The following is a 15,893-nucleotide window of genomic DNA, read 5'->3' on the forward strand; positions in this document are numbered from 1 at the left end:
GCCCTCTCACGCTCCGGATAGGGTCGGCCTCGGCGCGACTGCCTGTTCGAAAGCAAGGGATGCAAGGTGACGGACGGAGCAGCAACGGAGGCCGCACGGGGACGAGCACGCGTGCTCGTCGCGGCCGACAAGTTCAAGGGTTCGCTCACGGCCGTACAGGTCGCGGAGCGGGTCACGGCGGGACTGCGACGGGTCGTCCCGGAGCTGGAGGTGGAGACGCTTCCCGTCGCGGACGGCGGCGACGGTACGGTCGCGGCCGCGGTGGCGGCCGGTTTCGAACGCCGTGAGGTACGGGTGACCGGACCGCTCGGCGAGCCGGTGACGGCGGCGTTCGCGCTGCGCGACAAGACGGCGGTCGTGGAGATGGCGGAGGCGTCCGGCCTCCAGCTGCTCCCGCGGGGGGTCTTCGCGCCGCTGACCGCCACCACGTACGGGTCGGGCGAGCTGCTGCGCGCCGCGCTGGACGCGGGCGCGACGACGATCGTCTTCGGCGTCGGCGGCAGCGCCACGACCGACGGCGGGGCCGGCATGCTGGCCGCGCTGGGCGCGGTCTTCCTGGACGCCGCCGGTGCGCCGGTCGCCCCCGGCGGCGGCCCGCTGCGCGATCTCGCCACGGCCGACCTGTCCGGTCTCGACCCCCGGTTCGCCTCGGTCGACCTGGTGCTCGCCAGCGACGTCGACAACCCGCTGACCGGCCCGAAGGGCGCGCCGGCGGTCTACGGCCCGCAGAAGGGCGCGTCCCCCGAGGACGTCGAGACCCTGGACGCGGCACTCTCGCACTTCGTCACCGTCCTGGAGAAGGCCATCGGCCCCAAGGCGTCGGAGTGCGCGGTCGCCCCGGGCGCCGGCGGCGCGGGCGGCATCGGGTACGGCGCGCTGGTCGGCCTGGACGCGCGCTTCCGCCCCGGCATCGAGCTGATGCTCGACGTCCTCGGCTTCGCCCCCGCCCTGGAGCGGGCCACGCTCGTGATCACCGGCGAGGGCTCCCTCGACGAGCAGACCCTCCACGGCAAGGCACCGGCCGGCGTCGCCTCCGCGGCCCGGGCGGCCGGCAAGGAGGTCGTCGCGGTCTGCGGCCGCCTCGCCCTCGCCCCGGAGAGACTGGGGATGGCCGGCATCCGCCGCGCCTACCCGCTGACGGACCTGGAGCCGGACACGGCGAAGTGCATCGCCAACGCGGGCCCGCTCCTCGAACAGGTCGCGGCGAACATCGCGAGGGACTTCCTGGCGTAGGCCTCCGGCGGGGGGGGTGCGGGGCACGAGGCCCCTCGAGGACGGTCGGCGCGCGAAGCCGCCGTTCCCGGGGGCACCGGGCAGGTGGAGCGGAGGCGCCCGCGAGGGCGCCGTCCCTCTGCCCACCGTTCCGTCCCGGCGGAACGAATGCCCACGACGAGTGGGGGAGAGTCGGCGGCGCGAAGCTGCCGCTGGCGGGGGGCGAAGCCCCCGCGCGTCACCCACCCCCCGGCAGGGTCGCGGAAGGGGCGGGGCGCGGGCAGGGCCCCTACCCCGTCGCCGCCGTCAGGCGGAACGCGTCCAGGGCCAGGGTCATCTCCGTCAGATCCCGCGGCCGGGACAGCGACCGTGAGGTGAGCTGTTCCAGCCGGCGCAGTCGGTTGAAGACCGTGTTGCGGTGGCAGTACAGCCGGCCCGCCGCCCGGCCCGCCGAGCCCTCGCAGTCCAGCCACACGTCCAGGGTCTCCAGCAGGATCGCCCGGTCCGCCGGATCCAGTTCGAGGAGCCCGCCCAGGACGTCCGAGATCAGCAGCCCCGCCATCTCCGGCTGACCGACCACCAGCGCCCCCGCCATCCGGCGGTCCAGGCGGACGATCTCCTGGGACTCCGGCGGGCACGTCCGCAGGGCAAGCTCCGCGAGGCGACGGGCGCGGCCCAGCTCGGCGAGCCCCGACACCACCGGGCTGATCCCGCCGGGCCCCGGACAGCGGCCCGCCAGAAGCTCCGACAGCGCGTCCAGACCCGTGCCCTCCGCCAGCGACACCACGCCGATCTCGCAGTCGGCCCGCATCCGCCACAGGAACCGCACCCCGGCCCCCTGCACCCGCCGGTGGAACGGCTCGGGCACGTCCCGGCGGTCGTAGCGCAGCACCACCACCGCGTACCGCCCGTGCTCCGGCAGGTCCAGGCCCGCCGCCGCCCGCGAGACCACCTCAGGCGTCCGCTGCCCCTGCAACAGCGCGTCGAGCAGCGCCTGCAGCTGCTCGTCCGTACGCCGCCGCAGCTCCAGCTCCGTCGCCCGGTACGCCTCCGAGGCCGTGTCCGCCTGCGCGTCCACCGCGTGCCACACCATCGTCGCCGACTGCATCAACGCCGTCAGCTGGGCCGGATCCGCCGCCGCGCCCTCGATCAGCGCGTCCCACACCAGATGCCCGGCCTGACGGTACGAGTGCACCACCAGCTCCAGCGGCATCCCCTGCTCCGCCCGCAGCCGGCCCATCTCGTCGGCGTGCTCCAGATCCCGCCGGGGCGAGTCGCGGGGCGCCGAGATCATCTCGATCCCGATCCGCATCGCCTCGTGGGCCTCCTGCCAGTGCTGGTCGTACGGCACGATCCGGCCGTACGCCGGCTCGTACTCGTGCAGCTCTCTCAGATGCTCGTCCACCAGCTCGGGCAACCGTTCCAGGAGTGCCGTGCACGCCTGTGCCAGCAGCTTCCAGTCATCGCCGGTCCGTGGTCTGCGCCGTCCCATGACCGGAGGATGCCATCCTTCCGGCCCATCCCACAGGCCCCTGACACGCACTGTTGTGCCCGTGCACAACCCGCCGCCGCGCCCGCTGGTCACCGGCAGCGTTTCGGCCGCCGGGCGTGGACGGGCGGCCCCCGCGGTGCTGGGGTGAGCGCCACGAAACAGGCCACGGAATCCGAACAGGTCGCGGAAACGAGCACGCCGGGAAACGGACAGGCCGGGAAACCGGACGGGCCGGGACACCGGACGGGCCACGGAGACCGGGCAGGCCACGGAAGGGGAGCCATGGGAGGTACCGCACTCGCCCTCGAGGTCGCGGACCTGTCGGCGGGATACGGACCGGTACGCGCACTGCGCCGGGTGTCGCTCGACGTACCGGAGGGCAGCGTCGTCACCGTCCTCGGCGGCAACGGCGCCGGAAAGTCCACGCTGCTGCGCGCGGTCTCGCGCACACTGTCGTTCCACGGCGGTGCCGTCGTCTCCGGCACCGTGCGCTTCGGCGGCCGCGAACTCGGCGGGCTCGCGCCCGACCGGGTCGTCGCCGCCGGGGTCTCCCAGGTGCCGGAGGGACGCCAGGTCTTCGCCCGGATGACGGTCGAGGACAATCTCCGTGCCGGAGCCCTGGGGGCGCGCGGCGACCGCGCCGCGAAGGCCGCGGCCCTCGAACGGGTCCACGAACTCTTCCCGGTCCTCAAGGAACGCGCCCACCAGCGTGCCGGGCTGCTCTCGGGCGGCGAACAGCAGATGCTCGCCGTCGGCCGCGCCCTGATGGCCGCGCCCAAGCTGCTCCTCCTCGACGAGCCCTCACTCGGCCTCGCGCCGCTGATGGCCGCCCGCATCGCCGACACCATCCGGGAGATCAACGCCCAGGGCACGGCGGTCCTGCTCGTCGAACAGAACGCGGCGCTCGCGCTGCGCCTCGCCTCGCGGGCGTACGTCCTGGAGGTCGGCGAGGTCACCCTCTCCGGACCGGCCGACGAACTCGCCGCCTCCGACGAGGTGCGCCGCCGCTATCTGGGCGTCGTCGACGAGACCGCGGCCGCCGACGCGGCCGGGGCGAACACGACGCACCCGGTGCTGTCCCGCTGGGAGGAGACACGATGAGCGCGACCACCGTGCCCGCCCTCGACGTCCGCGACGTCACCGTCCGGTTCGCCGGACTCACCGCGCTCGACTCCGTCGGCTTCACCGTCCGGCCCGGCACCGTCCACGCCGTCATCGGCCCCAACGGCGCCGGCAAGTCCACCTGCTTCAACGTGCTGTCCGGGGTCTACAAGGCCACCTCCGGCTCCGTGCGCTTCGGGGACGAGGAGCTCACCGGACTGCCCCCGCACAAGATCGCGGACCTCGGGGTCGCCCGCATCTTCCAGAACCTCGCGCTGCCGCCCCGCGCCACCGTCGAGGACAGCCTGATGCTCGGCCGCCACCGGCTGACCCGGACCGGATTCGTCGCCGCCGGGCTCCGGCTGCCGTCCGCCGCCCGCGAGGACGCCCGCCACCGGGCCCGCGTCCGCGAGATCGCCGCGTTCGTCGGCCTGGAGCGGCAGCTGGGGCAGCCCGCGGGCTCCCTCCCGTACGGGCAGCAGAAGCTCGCCGAACTCGCCCGAGCGCTCTGCATGGAGCCCAAGCTGCTTCTCCTCGACGAGCCCGTCGCCGGCATGACCGCCGACGAGCGCCGCCGTACCGCCGCCGTCATCGCCGGCGTACGCGACAGCCTCGGGATCTCCATCGTCCTCGTCGAGCACGACATGGGGGTGGTGATGCGGCTCGCCGACTCCGTCACCGTCCTCGACTTCGGCCGTCGCATCGCCGACGGCGTCCCCGCAGACGTACAGAACGACCCGGCGGTCGTCCGCGCCTACCTCGGAGAGGAGACCGCCGAGTGACCACCTTCGCCGAACTCCTGCTCAACGGCGTCTCGTTGGGTTCCATCTACGCCCTCATCGCCCTCGGCTTCGTGGTGATCTTCCGCGCCACCGAGGTCGTCAACTTCGCCCACGCCTCCCTCCTCCTCGCCGGCGGGTACTTCACCGCGGTCCTGCACGACGAGATCGGCTTCTGGCCGGCGCTGCTCGTCGGCATCGCCGGCGCGGCCCTGGTCGGCGCGGCCGTCGAGTTCCTCGTCATGCGCCGCTACCGGGGCTCCGACCACAGCGTCCTCGCCATCGTCACCATCGGCGTCGACATCCTGCTCGCCACCGAACTGACCCGCCGCATCGGCACCGACATCCTCTCGCTCGGCGACCCGTGGGGCGACGCCGTCGTCTCCCTCGGCCCGGTCTCGATCGCCCAGACCCGGATCGCCGCCTTCCTCGCGGCCGCCCTGCTGATCACCGCGTTCCTGCTGGCCTTCCGCCACACCTCCTGGGGCGTCGCCATGCGCGCCGCCGCCGAGAACCAGGAGACCGCCGCGCTCATGGGCATCCGCCTCGGCCGGGTCTCGATCGGCGCCTGGGCCGTCGCCGGCGGACTCGCCGCCGTCGCCGCGCTCTTCCTCACCGTCTTCCCCACCCCCGGTCTGGAGCGCTCCACCTCGCTCGCCGCGATGAAGGCCTTCCCGGCCGCGATCCTCGGCGGCCTCGACTCTACCACCGGCGCCCTCGTCGGCGGACTGCTGGTCGGCGTCACCGAGTCCCTCGCCACCGGCTACCAGGGCGACCTGACCTTCCTCGGCCGGGGCATCGGCGACCTCGCGCCGTACCTGGTGATGGTCGCGGTGCTGCTGATCCGCCCCGCCGGACTCTTCGGCACGAAGGAGCTGGCCCGTGTCTGATCTCCTCGCCCGGCCCGTCGCCGCCCGCGCCGCCCTCACCCGGCCGCGCACCTGGGTCTGGGCCGCCGCCGGCCTCGTCCTCGCCGCCTTCCCCTTCTATCTGGACCGCTTCTGGCTCCAGGCCGGGCTGTTCGCCATGGCCGCCGCCATCGGCGCCATCGGCATCAACCTGCTGACCGGCGCCACCGGCCAGCTCTCCATGGGCCACGCCTTCTTCCTCGCCGTCGGCGCCTACGGCTACTGCGCCTTCGCCGGCGACGGCACGGACGGCCTCGCCGGACTCGGGCTGCCCGGCTGGCTCGCCGCCGTCCTCGCCGTGGCCCTCTCGGGCCTGGCGGGCGGCGTGTTCAGCCCGATCGCCGGCCGGCTCCGGGGCGCGTACCTCGGTATCGCCACCCTCGCGCTGATCTTCATCGGCCAGCATGTGCTCTTCAACGCACACGACCTGACCGGAGGTTTCAACGGCCGGGCGGTGCCCCCGCTCAGCCTCTTCGGCCTCACCTTCGACGACAGCGAGCTCCTCGTCGCCCAGGTGCCGTTCGGTTCCGCCGAGAAGCTCTGGTACCTCGGTCTCGTCCTGCTCCTCGGGGGTGCGCTGTTCGCCCGCGGGGTGCTGCGCGGCCGCCCCGGACGCGCCATGAACGCCATCCGGGACCACCGGATCGCGGCGGGCGTCATGGGCATCCCCGTGGCCCGCTACCGGGCCGCCGTCTTCGTCCTGTCCTCCATGTACGCGGGACTCGCCGGCGTCCTGCTCGCGCTGGTCTTCCAGCGCACCGTGCCGGAGTACTTCGGCATGCTGCTCTCCCTCGAATACCTGGCCATGATCGTCATCGGCGGTCTCGGCTCGGTCGCCGGAGCGGTCGTCGGAGGCGTCTTCGTCTCCCTCCTGCCGCAGCTCCTCAACCGGTACAGCGACGCGCTTCCCCTGGTCTCCGCCCCCGGGACGGGCGGGATCGCACCGGGGGAGGCCGCGCGCTATCTCTACGGCGCCGCCGTCGTCGCGGTGGTGCTCTTCCTGCCCGGAGGCCTGGTCCGGCTGGCCGCACGGCGCACCAAGCAACCCTCGCGTTCCACGCAATCCTCAGGGGAGGACCAATGAACCACCGACGACAGGCCGTGCGGGGCCTGAGCGCCGCACTCGCCGTCCTGGTCGCGCTGACGGCGGCCGGATGCAGCTCCAAGGCCAAGAGCGGCGACGACCAGGGCACCGGCGCGGGCGGAGTGAAGGCCGGCAAGGGCGTCACCGACACGACCATCGCGATCGGCGCGCTCACCGACATGACCGGTGTCTACGCCACGCTCGGCAAGAGCGTCACACAGGCGCAGCAGCTGTACGTCAAGCAGGCCAACGCGGCCGGCGGGATCTGCGGCCGGCAGCTGGAGCTGACGGTCCGCGACCACGGCTACGACCCGCAGAAGGCGCTGTCGGCGTACACCGAGCTGGAGCCGAAGGTCGTCGGCTACGCCCAGTTCATCGGCTCCCCGTTCGTCGCCGCCGTCAAGCAGCGCGTCGACGGCCAGGACAAGGGGCTCGTGCTGCCGCAGGCGTGGTCGGCGTCGCTGCTCGGCTCCCCGTACATCCGGGTCCTCGGCACCACGTACGACGTCGAGACGATCAACGCCGTCGACTTCCTGGTCAAGGAGAAGGGCCTGAAGCCGGGCGACAAGCTCGGCCACGTCTACTTCGAGGGCGACTACGGCGAGAACGCGCTGGCCGGCTCGAAGCACGCCGCGGAGAAGGCCGGGCTCACGGTCGTCGAGCAGAAGATCAAGCCCACCGACAACGACATGTCGGCGCAGGTCGCGGCGCTCAAGCAGGCGGGCGTCAAGGGCATCGTCATCAGCGCGGGCCCGCGTCAGGCGGCCTCGCTGGTCGGTGTCGCGGCGGCGACCAAGCTCCAGGTGCCGATCGTCGGCAACAACTCGGCGTTCGCCCCGCAGCTCCTCGGCACCCAGGCCGGACCGGCCCTGGAGAAGATGTACTGGTTCGCCTCTCCCAGCCTCCCGATCGGCGCGGACACCCCGGCCGCGAAGAAGCTCGTGGCCGACTACAAGGCCGCCTATCCGAACGACAGCCTCGACAACGGCATCGTCGCCGGCTGGACGGCGGCGAGCGTCTTCGGCGAGGCGCTGAAGAAGGCGTGCGAGAGCAAGGACCTCACCCGTGAGGGCATCGGCAAGGCGCTGCTCACGCTCAACGCCCACGACGCGGGCTTCGGCATGACGCACGACCTGAGCGACCCGAAGGCCCCCTCGTCGCGAGAGTCCGTCATCATCCAGCCGGACAAGACCGTCCCCGGCGGCATGCGCACGGTCCGCGAACCCTTCGTCTCCGACGCGGCGAAGACCTTCACCCCGAAGGCGGGCTGAACCGAAGGCACCACACCGGCCCGGCCCGGGCTCACCCCTCCTGGCGGGCGAAGCCGTCGCGCCAGGAGGGGTGAGCCGGTGTCCAGCCCAGGGCCCGGGCCCGGGCGTTCAGCGCCCCGCGGGCCCACGGCGCGGCGCCCGCCGCCCGCGCCGGGGCCGGCGCGTCCAGGGCCCGGGCGAGCACCGGCAGCCAGGTGCGGGCCGGGGCCGGCTCGTCGTCGACGATGTTGTACGCGCCGGCCGGCCACTCCAGCGCGAGCACGGCCGCCCGCGCCGCGTCCTCGACGTGGACGAAGGAGCTCACGGAGTCGTCCGCCTCGACGCTCCCCAGGAACCGCGCCCCCGGATCGCCGCCCAGCGCGGCCGCCACCGGTCCGCCCGGGGCGTACCAGGTGCCGGGGCCGTAGAGGATCCCGTACCGCAGCGCCACCGCGCCGGGCAGTTCGGCGGCGGTCTCCTCCAGCGTCCTGACGCCGGACACGATCCGCGCCCGCGGCTGCTCCCCGGTGCCGTCGAGCGGTACGGACTCGTCGGCGGGGCCGTCCCCGGGGGCGTACGCCCAGCTGATCGACTGCGCCACGATCCGGTCGGCGCCCGCCGCTCGCGCCGCGTCCACGAGGTGGCGGGTGCCCTCGCGGCGCAGCCGGTTGTTCGCGGCCCCGTCGGCGCCCGAGAGGTCCGTCAGCTGGTGGATCACCGCCTGCGGCGCCGCCTCGGCGACGGCGCGGCGCAGTCCCACCGCGTCCAGGGCGTCCGCCCGGACGGCCCGCGCGCCGCTCTCGCGGATCCGGTCGAGACCGTCCGCCGAGCGGGACAGCCCGGTGACCTGGTGGCCCGCGGCGAGCAGGAGGGGAAGGAGCCGACGACCGATCGCGCCCGTGGCGCCCGCGACGAGTACACGCATGTGATCACCATAGGCCGGGGGTGTCGTCATCTGTCGGCAACAACGGAGTGTGAAGCTCAGGCCATGAGCGACTTCTTCCCGCCCCGTCCCACCGCCGCCGACCACGCCCGGATCGAGCGGCTCGATCCCGACCGCCTCCGCTCCGACGCACCCGGCGACCTCGCGGCGCTGCTCGTCGACGCGGTCGACGGCGGAGCCTCCCTGGGCTTCCTCGCGCCCCTGGAAACGGCCGAGGCGGCCGCCTGGTGGCTCACCGCCGCCGAGGAGGCCGAGCGGGGCCTGCGGGACGTCTGGGCGGCCCACGGCCCCGCGGGGGAGATCCTGGGGGCGGTCACCCTCGTCCGTACCGACAAGCCGAACGGACGGCACCGCGGCGAGATCGCCCGGCTGATCGTCCACCGCGAGGCCCGCGGCCGGGGCCTGGGCGCCCGCCTGCTCGCCGCGGCGGAGGCCCACGCCACGGAGGCCGGCCTGAGCCTGCTCGTCCTGGACACCCAGACCGACAGCCCCGCCGAGGGCCTCTACCGCAAGGCGGGCTGGACACCGGCCGGGATCATCCCCGACTTCGCCGCCGACCCCGCGGGCGCCCTGCGCCCGACCACGCTGTACTACAAGCGGCTCTAGAGACCCATGACGAGAAGGGCCCGGACGCGATATCTCGCGTCCGGGCCCTTCTCGTCATACGGCTACGGCAGCTGAGCCGCCTCCGCCTGTCGCGCCTCCCGGCTCTCGCGCCGGTTGCCGCGGAAGGTGTTCACCCGGCGGGCCGTCGCGAAGAGGGGGATCACGGCGCCCATCACGACCTGCAGCGCGCACCCGGTCTGGAGCAGGAACTGTCCGCCCGGCGCGTCGAAGGCCCAGGCCGCCAGCATGCCCATGGCACCGACGATCCAGGCGAGCATCGCCACCGCGAGGACACCCCGCGGCTTGGGGTACTCGACCCGGCTCACCATCAGCCACGCCACTCCGATGATCGCGAGCAGCGTCGGGATGAACGGCAGCTCGAGCAGCACGATCGAGACGACCGTCAGCGCGCCGAAGGGGCTCGGCATGCCCTGGAACATGCCGTCCTTCATCGTCACGCACGAGAATCTCGCCAGCCGCAGAACCACCGCGAGCAGCACCACGATCGCGGCCACCGCGGAGACCTTCTGCTGCGCGCCGTCCGCGACCATTCCGTACACGAGTACGAAGTAGGCCGGTGCCAGACCGAAGCTGATCAGGTCCGAGAGGTTGTCGAGCTCGGCGCCCATCGGCGAGCTGCGCAGCTTGCGCGCCACGATGCCGTCGAAGAGATCGAAGATCGCCGCGCACAGCATGAGGATCACGGCGGTGGCGGCGCTGTTGCGCGCCATGCCGGTCTCGGTGCTGCCCGTGAGGTCCGGGATGAGGATGCCGGTGGTGGTGAAGTACACCGCCATGAAGCCACACGTGGCGTTACCGAGCGTGAGGGCGTCCGCTATGGACAGCCGCAGCGACAGCGGCATCTCCTCGGCGTCTTCGGCTCCGTCCGCCTCCGCGTCGGCGACCCAGTCGCCGGCTCGCGTGTCGGGATCAATCACGGTCAATGCGAGTCACCCCCGCGGTCGTGGTCTGACCGACCTCGACAGCGACGTCGACACCTTCCGGAAGGTAGATGTCAACGCGCGACCCGAAACGGATCAGACCGATGCGCTCGCCCTGCTCGACCTTCGTCCCCTGCGGGATGTACGGCACGATGCGGCGGGCCACGGCCCCCGCGATCTGCACCATCTCGATGTCACCGAGCTCGGTGTCGAAGTGCCAGACAACGCGCTCGTTGTTCTCGCTCTCCTTGTTGAACGCCGGGACGAACCCGCCGGGGATGTGCTCCACGGACGTCACCGTGCCGGCCAGCGGCGCGCGGTTGACGTGGACGTTCAGCGGGCTCATGAAGATGGCGACCCGGGTCCGGCCGTCCTTCCACGGCATGATGCTCTGCACCACACCGTCGGCGGGCGAGATGACCCGGCCCTGAGCGATCTCGCGCTCGGGGTCGCGGAAGAACCACAGCATGCCCGCCGCCAGGGCGGTGGTGGGCACGGCGACAGCGGCCCAGCGCCCGGACTTGCGGGCCCGGGTCAGGCTGAGCGCCGCGGTGGCGACGGTCGGCAGAAGCCACGGCGATGCTCCGCGCGCGAGGCGTACGCCAGCGAGGCTGTCGCGAGGTGCAGAGGTTTGGCTGTGGGGCATGGATGACCTTCGTAGCGGATGATGCCGCACTGGCAACGGGGACGGCGGCTTTCCGGCGATGCTATCGGTTGCGAGCCGCAACTGGGCAAGCCAGAAGCCGAGTCGGTCGGCCGGAAACCCTCGGCAAACGCTGTCAGGGTGTGATCTTCTTCGCGGCCGAACCGACTCAAAAGCGACAATCAACCCTGGAAGCGGTACTCCTCGAGCAACCGGCGACCGATGATCATTTTCTGGATCTCGGCGGTACCTTCACCGATGAGCAGCATCGGCGCCTCGCGGTAGAGGCGCTCGATCTCGTACTCCTTGGAGAACCCGTATCCACCGTGGATACGGAAGGCGTCCTCGACGACTTCCTTGCAGTACTCGGAGGCGAGGTACTTCGCCATCCCTGCTTCGAGATCGTTTCGTTCCCCGGAGTCCTTTTTGCGCGCTGCGTTCACCATCATGGCATGAGCGGCTTCCACCTTGGTAGCCATTTCGGCCAACTTGAACTGAATCGCCTGATGCTGGGCGATCGGCTTGCCGAAGGTGTGGCGCTGCTGGGCGTACGAGACACCCAGCTCGAAGGCACGCTGAGCGACGCCGCAGCCACGGGCCGCGACATTCACCCGTCCGACCTCGACACCGTCCATCATTTGGTAAAACCCTCGGCCGGTGGTGCCACCGAGGACCCGATTGGCCGGAATGCGCAGTCCGTCCATGATGAGCTCGGTGGTGTCGACGCCCTTGTAGCCCATCTTGTCGATCTTCCCGGGGATGGTGAGGCCGGGGCGGACCTCTCCGAAGCCGGGCTCCTTCTCGACGAGGAAGGTCGTCATCGACTTGTGGGGGGCCGTCCCCTCGGGGTGTCCTTCGTCACTTCGGACGAGGACGGCGACCAGCGTCGACGTACCGCCGTTCGTCAGCCACATCTTCTGGCCGTTCAGGACGTACTCGTCGCCGTCCTTGACCGCCTTGGACGTGATGGCCGACACATCCGAGCCGAGGGCCGGCTCCGACATCGAGAAGGCGCCGCGCGTCTCGCCGGCCGCCATCCGCGGAAGGAAGTACTCCTTCTGCTCCTGGGTGCCGTGCTGCTTGAGCATGTACGCCACGATGAAGTGGGTGTTGATGATGCCGGAGACCGACATCCAGCCGCGGGCGATCTCCTCCACGCACAGCGCGTAGGTGAGCAGCGACTCACCCAGGCCCCCGTACTCCTCGGGGATCATGAGACCGAAGACACCGAGCTCCTTGAGCCCGTCGACGATCTGCTGCGGGTACTCGTCGCGGTGCTCCAGCTCCGTCGCGACCGGGATGATCTCCTTGTCGACGAAGTCCCGGACCGTGGCGAGGATCTCCTGCTGCACATCGGTCAGACCGTGGGTCTGGGCGAGTCGCGCCATGACTACTTCCCCTGTTCCTTGAGCTGGGGGCGGCCGGGCTGCTCGCCGCCGCGCTCCTTGATGTACGTCTCGGTGGGGACCATCACCTTGCGGCGGAAGACGCACACGAGGGTGCCGTCCTGCTTGTAGCCCTTGGTCTCGACGTAGACGATCCCGCGGTCGTTCTTCGACTTCGACGGTGTCTTGTCGAGGACCGTGGTCTCGCCGTAGATGGTGTCGCCGTGGAAGGTCGGCGCGACATGGCGCAGCGACTCGATCTCCAGATTGGCGATCGCCTTGCCCGAGACGTCCGGGACGGACATGCCGAGCAGCAGCGAGTAGATGTAGTTGCCGACGACGACGTTCTTCTTGAAGTCCGTCGTGTTCTCCGCGTAATTCACATCCATGTGAAGCGGGTGGTGATTCATCGTCAGCAGACAGAAGAGATGGTCGTCGTATTCGGTGACCGTCTTTCCGGGCCAGTGCTTGTACACGGCACCGATTTCGAACTCTTCGTACGTACGGCCGAACTGCATGGGTCCTACGCCTCCGGGATCTCGAACTTGGTGGTGCGCTGCATTCCGGCGGCGCGGCCCTTGCCGGAGATGACCAGGGCCATCTTGCGGCTGGCCTCGTCGATCATCTCGTCGCCGAGCATGGCCGAGCCCTTCTTGCCGCCGGCCTCGGAGGTGTAGTAGTCGTACGCGTCCAGGATCAGCTCGGCGTGGTCGAAGTCCTCCTGCGAGGGGGAGAAGATCTCGTTCGCCGCGGCGACCTGGTCCGGGTGCAGCACCCACTTGCCGTCGAAGCCCAGAGCCGCGGCGCGCTGGGCGACCGCCTTGTAGCCCTCCTGGTTGCGGATCTGGAGGTAGGGGCCGTCGATCGCCTGGAGGTTGTTGGCGCGGGCCGCCATCAGGATGGCCATGAGGATGTAGTGGTACGCGTCGGCGCCGTAGCCGGGCGGCTGCTCGCCGACGACCAGCGACTTCATGTTGATGGAGGCCATGAAGTCGGCCGGGCCGAAGATGATCGTCTCCACGCGAGGGGAGGCCTGCGCGATCGCGTTGACGTTGTTGAGACCCTGCGCGTTCTCGATCTGCGCCTCGATGCCGATCTTGCCGACCTCGAAGCCCATCGTCTTCTCGATCTGGGTCAGCAGGAGGTCGAGCGCCACGATCTGCTGGGCGTCCTGGACCTTCGGCAGCATGATGCAGTCGAGGTTCTGGCCGGCGCCCTCGACGACGGTGACGACGTCACGGTACGTCCAGTGGGTCGTCCAGTCGTTGACCCGCACGACCCGCGTCTTGCCGGTCCAGTCGCCCTCGTTGAGGAACTTCACGATGGTGTGGCGCGCCTCGGGCTTGGCGAGCGGCGCGCAGGCGTCCTCCAGGTCGAGGAAGACCTGGTCGGCAGCGAGGCCCTGGGCCTTCTCCAGGAAGCGCGGGTTGGAGCCGGGGACCGCGAGGCAGGAGCGGCGCGGGCGGAGTCGGTTCACAGGGGAAGCCGGCGTGGTCATGCGGGGACCTCCAGAGGGTCGAGCTTGTTCGCTTTCCGGATCTCGTCGACGATACGGCCGATGATCTCGGTGATGCCGAAGTCCTTCGGTGTGAAGACGGCGGCCACTCCCGCCCGCTTCAGATCTGCGGCGTCGGCGTTCGGGATGATCCCGCCGACGATGACCGGAATATCGGCCGCGCCCGCCTCGCGGAGGCGGTCGAGGACGTCCGGGACCAGCTCGGCGTGCGAGCCGGAGAGGATCGACAGACCCACGCAGTGCACGTCCTCCGCGAGGGCAGCGTTGACGATCTGCTCGGGCGTCAGCCGGATCCCCTGGTACACCACCTCGAAACCGGCGTCACGCGCGCGTACGGCGATCTGCTCGGCGCCGTTGGAGTGTCCGTCCAGGCCCGGCTTGCCCACCAGGAGCCGCAGCCGGCCGGAGCCCAGCTCGTCGGCGGTCCGCTTCACCTTCTCCCGTACGAGAGCGAGCGGCGTGCCCTCCTCGGCGGTCACGGCGACCGGGGCCGAGGAGACACCGGTCGGGGCGCGGAACTCGCCGAAGACGTCCCGCAGCGCCCAGGACCACTCGCCGGTGGTGACGCCCGCGCGGGCGCACTCCAGAGTCGCCTCGAAGAGGTTCCCGTCGCCCGCGGCGGTCGCCTTGAGCGCGGCCAGGGCCTCCTGGGCGCGGGTCTCGTCGCGGTTGTCGCGCCACTCGTGGAGCTTGGCCACGACACGGGCCTCGTTGGCCGGGTCGACCGTCATGATCGCCGTGTCGAGGTCCGCGGTGAGCGGGTTCTCCTCGGTGGACTGGAAGATGTTGACGCCGACGATCTTCTCCTCGCCGGCCTCGATCCGGGCCCGCCGTTCGGCGTGCGAGGAGACCAGCTGCGACTTGAGGTAGCCGGACTCGACGGCGGCCATCGCGCCGCCCATCTCCTGGATCCGGTCGATCTCCGCCAGGCACTCCTCCACGAGGGAGTCGACCTTGGCCTCGATGACGTGCGACCCGGCGAAGATGTCCTCGTACTCCAGCAGGTCCGACTCGTGCGCGAGGACCTGCTGGATGCGGAGCGACCACTGCTGGTCCCAGGGGCGGGGGAGCCCCAGGGCCTCGTTCCAGGCGGGCAGCTGGACGGCACGCGCGCGTGCGTCCTTGGAGAGCGTCACGGCCAGCATCTCGAGGACGATCCGCTGGACGTTGTTCTCCGGCTGTGCCTCGGTCAGACCGAGCGAGTTGACCTGCACGCCGTAGCGGAAGCGGCGCTGCTTGGCGTCCTCGATGCCGTACCGCTCACGGGTGATCTTGTCCCAGATACGGCCGAAGGCGCGCATCTTGCACATCTCCTCGATGAAGCGGACGCCCGCGTTCACGAAGAAGGAGATACGGGCGACGACCTCGCCCTTGCGCTCCTCGGGGACCTGGCCGGAGGCGAAGACCGCGTCGAGCACCGCGATGGCGGTGGACATCGCGTACGAGATCTCCTGGACCGGAGTGGCTCCCGCCTCCTGCAGGTGGTAGCTGCAGATGTTGATCGGGTTCCACTTCGGGATGTGGTTCACCGTGTAGGTGATCATGTCCGTCGTCAGCCGCAGCGACGGGCCGGGCGGGAAGACGTGCGTCCCGCGCGACAGGTACTCCTTCACGATGTCGTTCTGGGTGGTGCCCTGGAGCCTGGTGACGTCCGCGCCCTGCTCCTCCGCGACCACCTGATAGAGCGCCAGGAGCCACATGGCCGTGGCGTTGATGGTCATCGAGGTGTTCATCTGCTCCAGGGGGATGTCCTGGAACAGCCGGCGCATGTCACCGAGGTGCGAGACCGGGACCCCGACCCGGCCGACCTCGCCGCGGGCGAGGATGTGGTCGGGGTCGTAGCCGGTCTGCGTCGGCAGGTCGAAGGCGACCGAGAGGCCGGTCTGACCCTTGGCCAGGTTGCGCCGGTACAGCTCGTTGGACGCCTCGGCGGTCGAGTGACCGGCGTAGGTCCGCATGAGCCACGGCCGGTCCTTCTTGTTCCGCTCACTCCCCTGCGGGCGCTCTGTGCCGATGTCCTGACGCTCTGTCAT

The 15,893-nt window shown here is 71.1% G+C and carries 15 protein-coding genes; 7 read left to right on the forward strand and 8 right to left on the reverse strand.

The annotated features are described in order from the left end of the window. Nucleotides 1-66 precede the first annotated feature (66 nt). Nucleotides 67-1,233, forward strand: coding sequence for a glycerate kinase (locus ABZY12_RS13340; RefSeq protein WP_356889523.1), 1,167 nt, complete (start codon nucleotides 67-69; stop codon nucleotides 1,231-1,233). Nucleotides 1,234-1,501: 268 nt separating this feature from the next. Here the strand turns inward: ABZY12_RS13340 and ABZY12_RS13345 are convergent, their stop codons facing one another. Next, complete coding sequence (locus ABZY12_RS13345; RefSeq protein ID WP_356889525.1) at nucleotides 1,502-2,704, reverse strand: helix-turn-helix domain-containing protein; 1,203 nt, start codon at nucleotides 2,702-2,704, stop codon at nucleotides 1,502-1,504. A 282-nt stretch (nucleotides 2,705-2,986) separates the two neighbouring features. On the opposite strand from ABZY12_RS13345, the gene ABZY12_RS13350 reads away from it, so the two are divergent. Genes ABZY12_RS13350 through ABZY12_RS13370 form a run of 5 tightly spaced genes read left to right on the forward strand, consistent with a single transcriptional unit; the run spans nucleotide 2,987 to nucleotide 7,847 of the window. After that, nucleotides 2,987-3,805, forward strand: coding sequence for an ABC transporter ATP-binding protein (locus ABZY12_RS13350; RefSeq protein ID WP_356889527.1), 819 nt, complete (start codon nucleotides 2,987-2,989; stop codon nucleotides 3,803-3,805). Beyond that, nucleotides 3,802-4,587: an ABC transporter ATP-binding protein gene (locus tag ABZY12_RS13355; RefSeq protein WP_356889529.1), complete on the forward strand. Its 786-nt coding sequence runs from the start codon at nucleotides 3,802-3,804 to the stop codon at nucleotides 4,585-4,587. The genes ABZY12_RS13350 and ABZY12_RS13355 overlap by 4 nt, the downstream gene beginning before the upstream one ends. Further along, a complete protein-coding gene (locus ABZY12_RS13360; protein ID WP_356889531.1) occupies nucleotides 4,584-5,474 on the forward strand; it encodes a branched-chain amino acid ABC transporter permease in 891 nt (296 codons plus the stop codon). The genes ABZY12_RS13355 and ABZY12_RS13360 overlap by 4 nt, the downstream gene beginning before the upstream one ends. Beyond that, nucleotides 5,467-6,576 carry a branched-chain amino acid ABC transporter permease gene (locus tag ABZY12_RS13365; RefSeq protein ID WP_356889533.1) on the forward strand — a complete coding sequence of 370 codons (1,110 nt, stop codon included), beginning with the start codon at nucleotides 5,467-5,469 and terminating at the stop codon, nucleotides 6,574-6,576. The genes ABZY12_RS13360 and ABZY12_RS13365 overlap by 8 nt, the downstream gene beginning before the upstream one ends. Then, nucleotides 6,573-7,847, forward strand: coding sequence for an ABC transporter substrate-binding protein (locus ABZY12_RS13370; protein ID WP_356889535.1), 1,275 nt, complete (start codon nucleotides 6,573-6,575; stop codon nucleotides 7,845-7,847). The genes ABZY12_RS13365 and ABZY12_RS13370 overlap by 4 nt, the downstream gene beginning before the upstream one ends. A gap of 31 nt (nucleotides 7,848-7,878) precedes the next feature. Here the strand turns inward: ABZY12_RS13370 and ABZY12_RS13375 are convergent, their stop codons facing one another. Further along, on the reverse strand, nucleotides 7,879-8,751 hold the full coding sequence (locus tag ABZY12_RS13375) for an NAD-dependent epimerase/dehydratase family protein (protein WP_356889537.1): 873 nt from the start codon (nucleotides 8,749-8,751) through the stop codon (nucleotides 7,879-7,881). A 63-nt stretch (nucleotides 8,752-8,814) separates the two neighbouring features. Between ABZY12_RS13375 and ABZY12_RS13380 the strand changes: the two genes are divergently transcribed. After that, complete coding sequence (locus tag ABZY12_RS13380) at nucleotides 8,815-9,375, forward strand: GNAT family N-acetyltransferase (RefSeq protein WP_356889539.1); 561 nt, start codon at nucleotides 8,815-8,817, stop codon at nucleotides 9,373-9,375. A 62-nt stretch (nucleotides 9,376-9,437) separates the two neighbouring features. On the opposite strand, the gene pssA is transcribed toward ABZY12_RS13380, so the two are convergent. The 6 genes from pssA to ABZY12_RS13410 form a co-directional block, all read right to left on the reverse strand. After that, on the reverse strand, nucleotides 9,438-10,313 hold the full coding sequence (pssA, locus tag ABZY12_RS13385) for a CDP-diacylglycerol--serine O-phosphatidyltransferase (protein WP_356889631.1): 876 nt from the start codon (nucleotides 10,311-10,313) through the stop codon (nucleotides 9,438-9,440). Next, nucleotides 10,306-10,962, reverse strand: coding sequence for a phosphatidylserine decarboxylase (locus ABZY12_RS13390; RefSeq protein WP_356889541.1), 657 nt, complete (start codon nucleotides 10,960-10,962; stop codon nucleotides 10,306-10,308). The genes pssA and ABZY12_RS13390 overlap by 8 nt, the downstream gene beginning before the upstream one ends. A 179-nt stretch (nucleotides 10,963-11,141) precedes the next feature. Further along, nucleotides 11,142-12,347, reverse strand: a complete 1,206-nt coding sequence (locus ABZY12_RS13395) for an acyl-CoA dehydrogenase family protein (RefSeq protein ID WP_356889543.1) — start codon at nucleotides 12,345-12,347, stop codon at nucleotides 11,142-11,144. 2 nt (nucleotides 12,348-12,349) lie between these two features. Next, nucleotides 12,350-12,862 (reverse strand): MaoC family dehydratase, encoded by a 513-nt coding sequence (locus ABZY12_RS13400; RefSeq protein ID WP_356889545.1) that lies wholly within the window; start codon nucleotides 12,860-12,862, stop codon nucleotides 12,350-12,352. A 5-nt stretch (nucleotides 12,863-12,867) separates the two neighbouring features. Then, nucleotides 12,868-13,842, reverse strand: a complete 975-nt coding sequence (locus ABZY12_RS13405; RefSeq protein WP_356889547.1) for a CoA ester lyase — start codon at nucleotides 13,840-13,842, stop codon at nucleotides 12,868-12,870. Next, on the reverse strand, nucleotides 13,839-15,893 hold the full coding sequence (locus tag ABZY12_RS13410; RefSeq protein ID WP_356889549.1) for a protein meaA: 2,055 nt from the start codon (nucleotides 15,891-15,893) through the stop codon (nucleotides 13,839-13,841). The genes ABZY12_RS13405 and ABZY12_RS13410 overlap by 4 nt, the downstream gene beginning before the upstream one ends.

It is taken from the genome of Streptomyces sp. NPDC006551, assembly GCF_040611675.1.
Lineage (GTDB): Bacteria > Actinomycetota > Actinomycetes > Streptomycetales > Streptomycetaceae > Streptomyces.

Bases quoted from the DNA above. Each gene is read 5' to 3' on its own strand.
- ABZY12_RS13345 (WP_356889525.1), bottom strand. From the start codon at position 2,704: ATGGGACGGCGCAGACCACGGACCGGCGATGACTGGAAGCTGCTGGCA.
- ABZY12_RS13350 (WP_356889527.1), top strand. From the start codon at position 2,987: ATGGGAGGTACCGCACTCGCCCTCGAGGTCGCGGACCTGTCGGCGGGA.
- ABZY12_RS13355 (WP_356889529.1), top strand. From the start codon at position 3,802: ATGAGCGCGACCACCGTGCCCGCCCTCGACGTCCGCGACGTCACCGTC.
- ABZY12_RS13370 (WP_356889535.1), top strand. From the start codon at position 6,573: ATGAACCACCGACGACAGGCCGTGCGGGGCCTGAGCGCCGCACTCGCC.
- ABZY12_RS13375 (WP_356889537.1), bottom strand. From the start codon at position 8,751: ATGCGTGTACTCGTCGCGGGCGCCACGGGCGCGATCGGTCGTCGGCTC.
- ABZY12_RS13380 (WP_356889539.1), top strand. From the start codon at position 8,815: ATGAGCGACTTCTTCCCGCCCCGTCCCACCGCCGCCGACCACGCCCGG.
- ABZY12_RS13390 (WP_356889541.1), bottom strand. From the start codon at position 10,962: ATGCCCCACAGCCAAACCTCTGCACCTCGCGACAGCCTCGCTGGCGTA.
- ABZY12_RS13395 (WP_356889543.1), bottom strand. From the start codon at position 12,347: ATGGCGCGACTCGCCCAGACCCACGGTCTGACCGATGTGCAGCAGGAG.
- ABZY12_RS13400 (WP_356889545.1), bottom strand. From the start codon at position 12,862: ATGCAGTTCGGCCGTACGTACGAAGAGTTCGAAATCGGTGCCGTGTAC.
- ABZY12_RS13405 (WP_356889547.1), bottom strand. From the start codon at position 13,842: ATGACCACGCCGGCTTCCCCTGTGAACCGACTCCGCCCGCGCCGCTCC.
- ABZY12_RS13410 (WP_356889549.1), bottom strand. From the start codon at position 15,893: ATGACAGAGCGTCAGGACATCGGCACAGAGCGCCCGCAGGGGAGTGAG.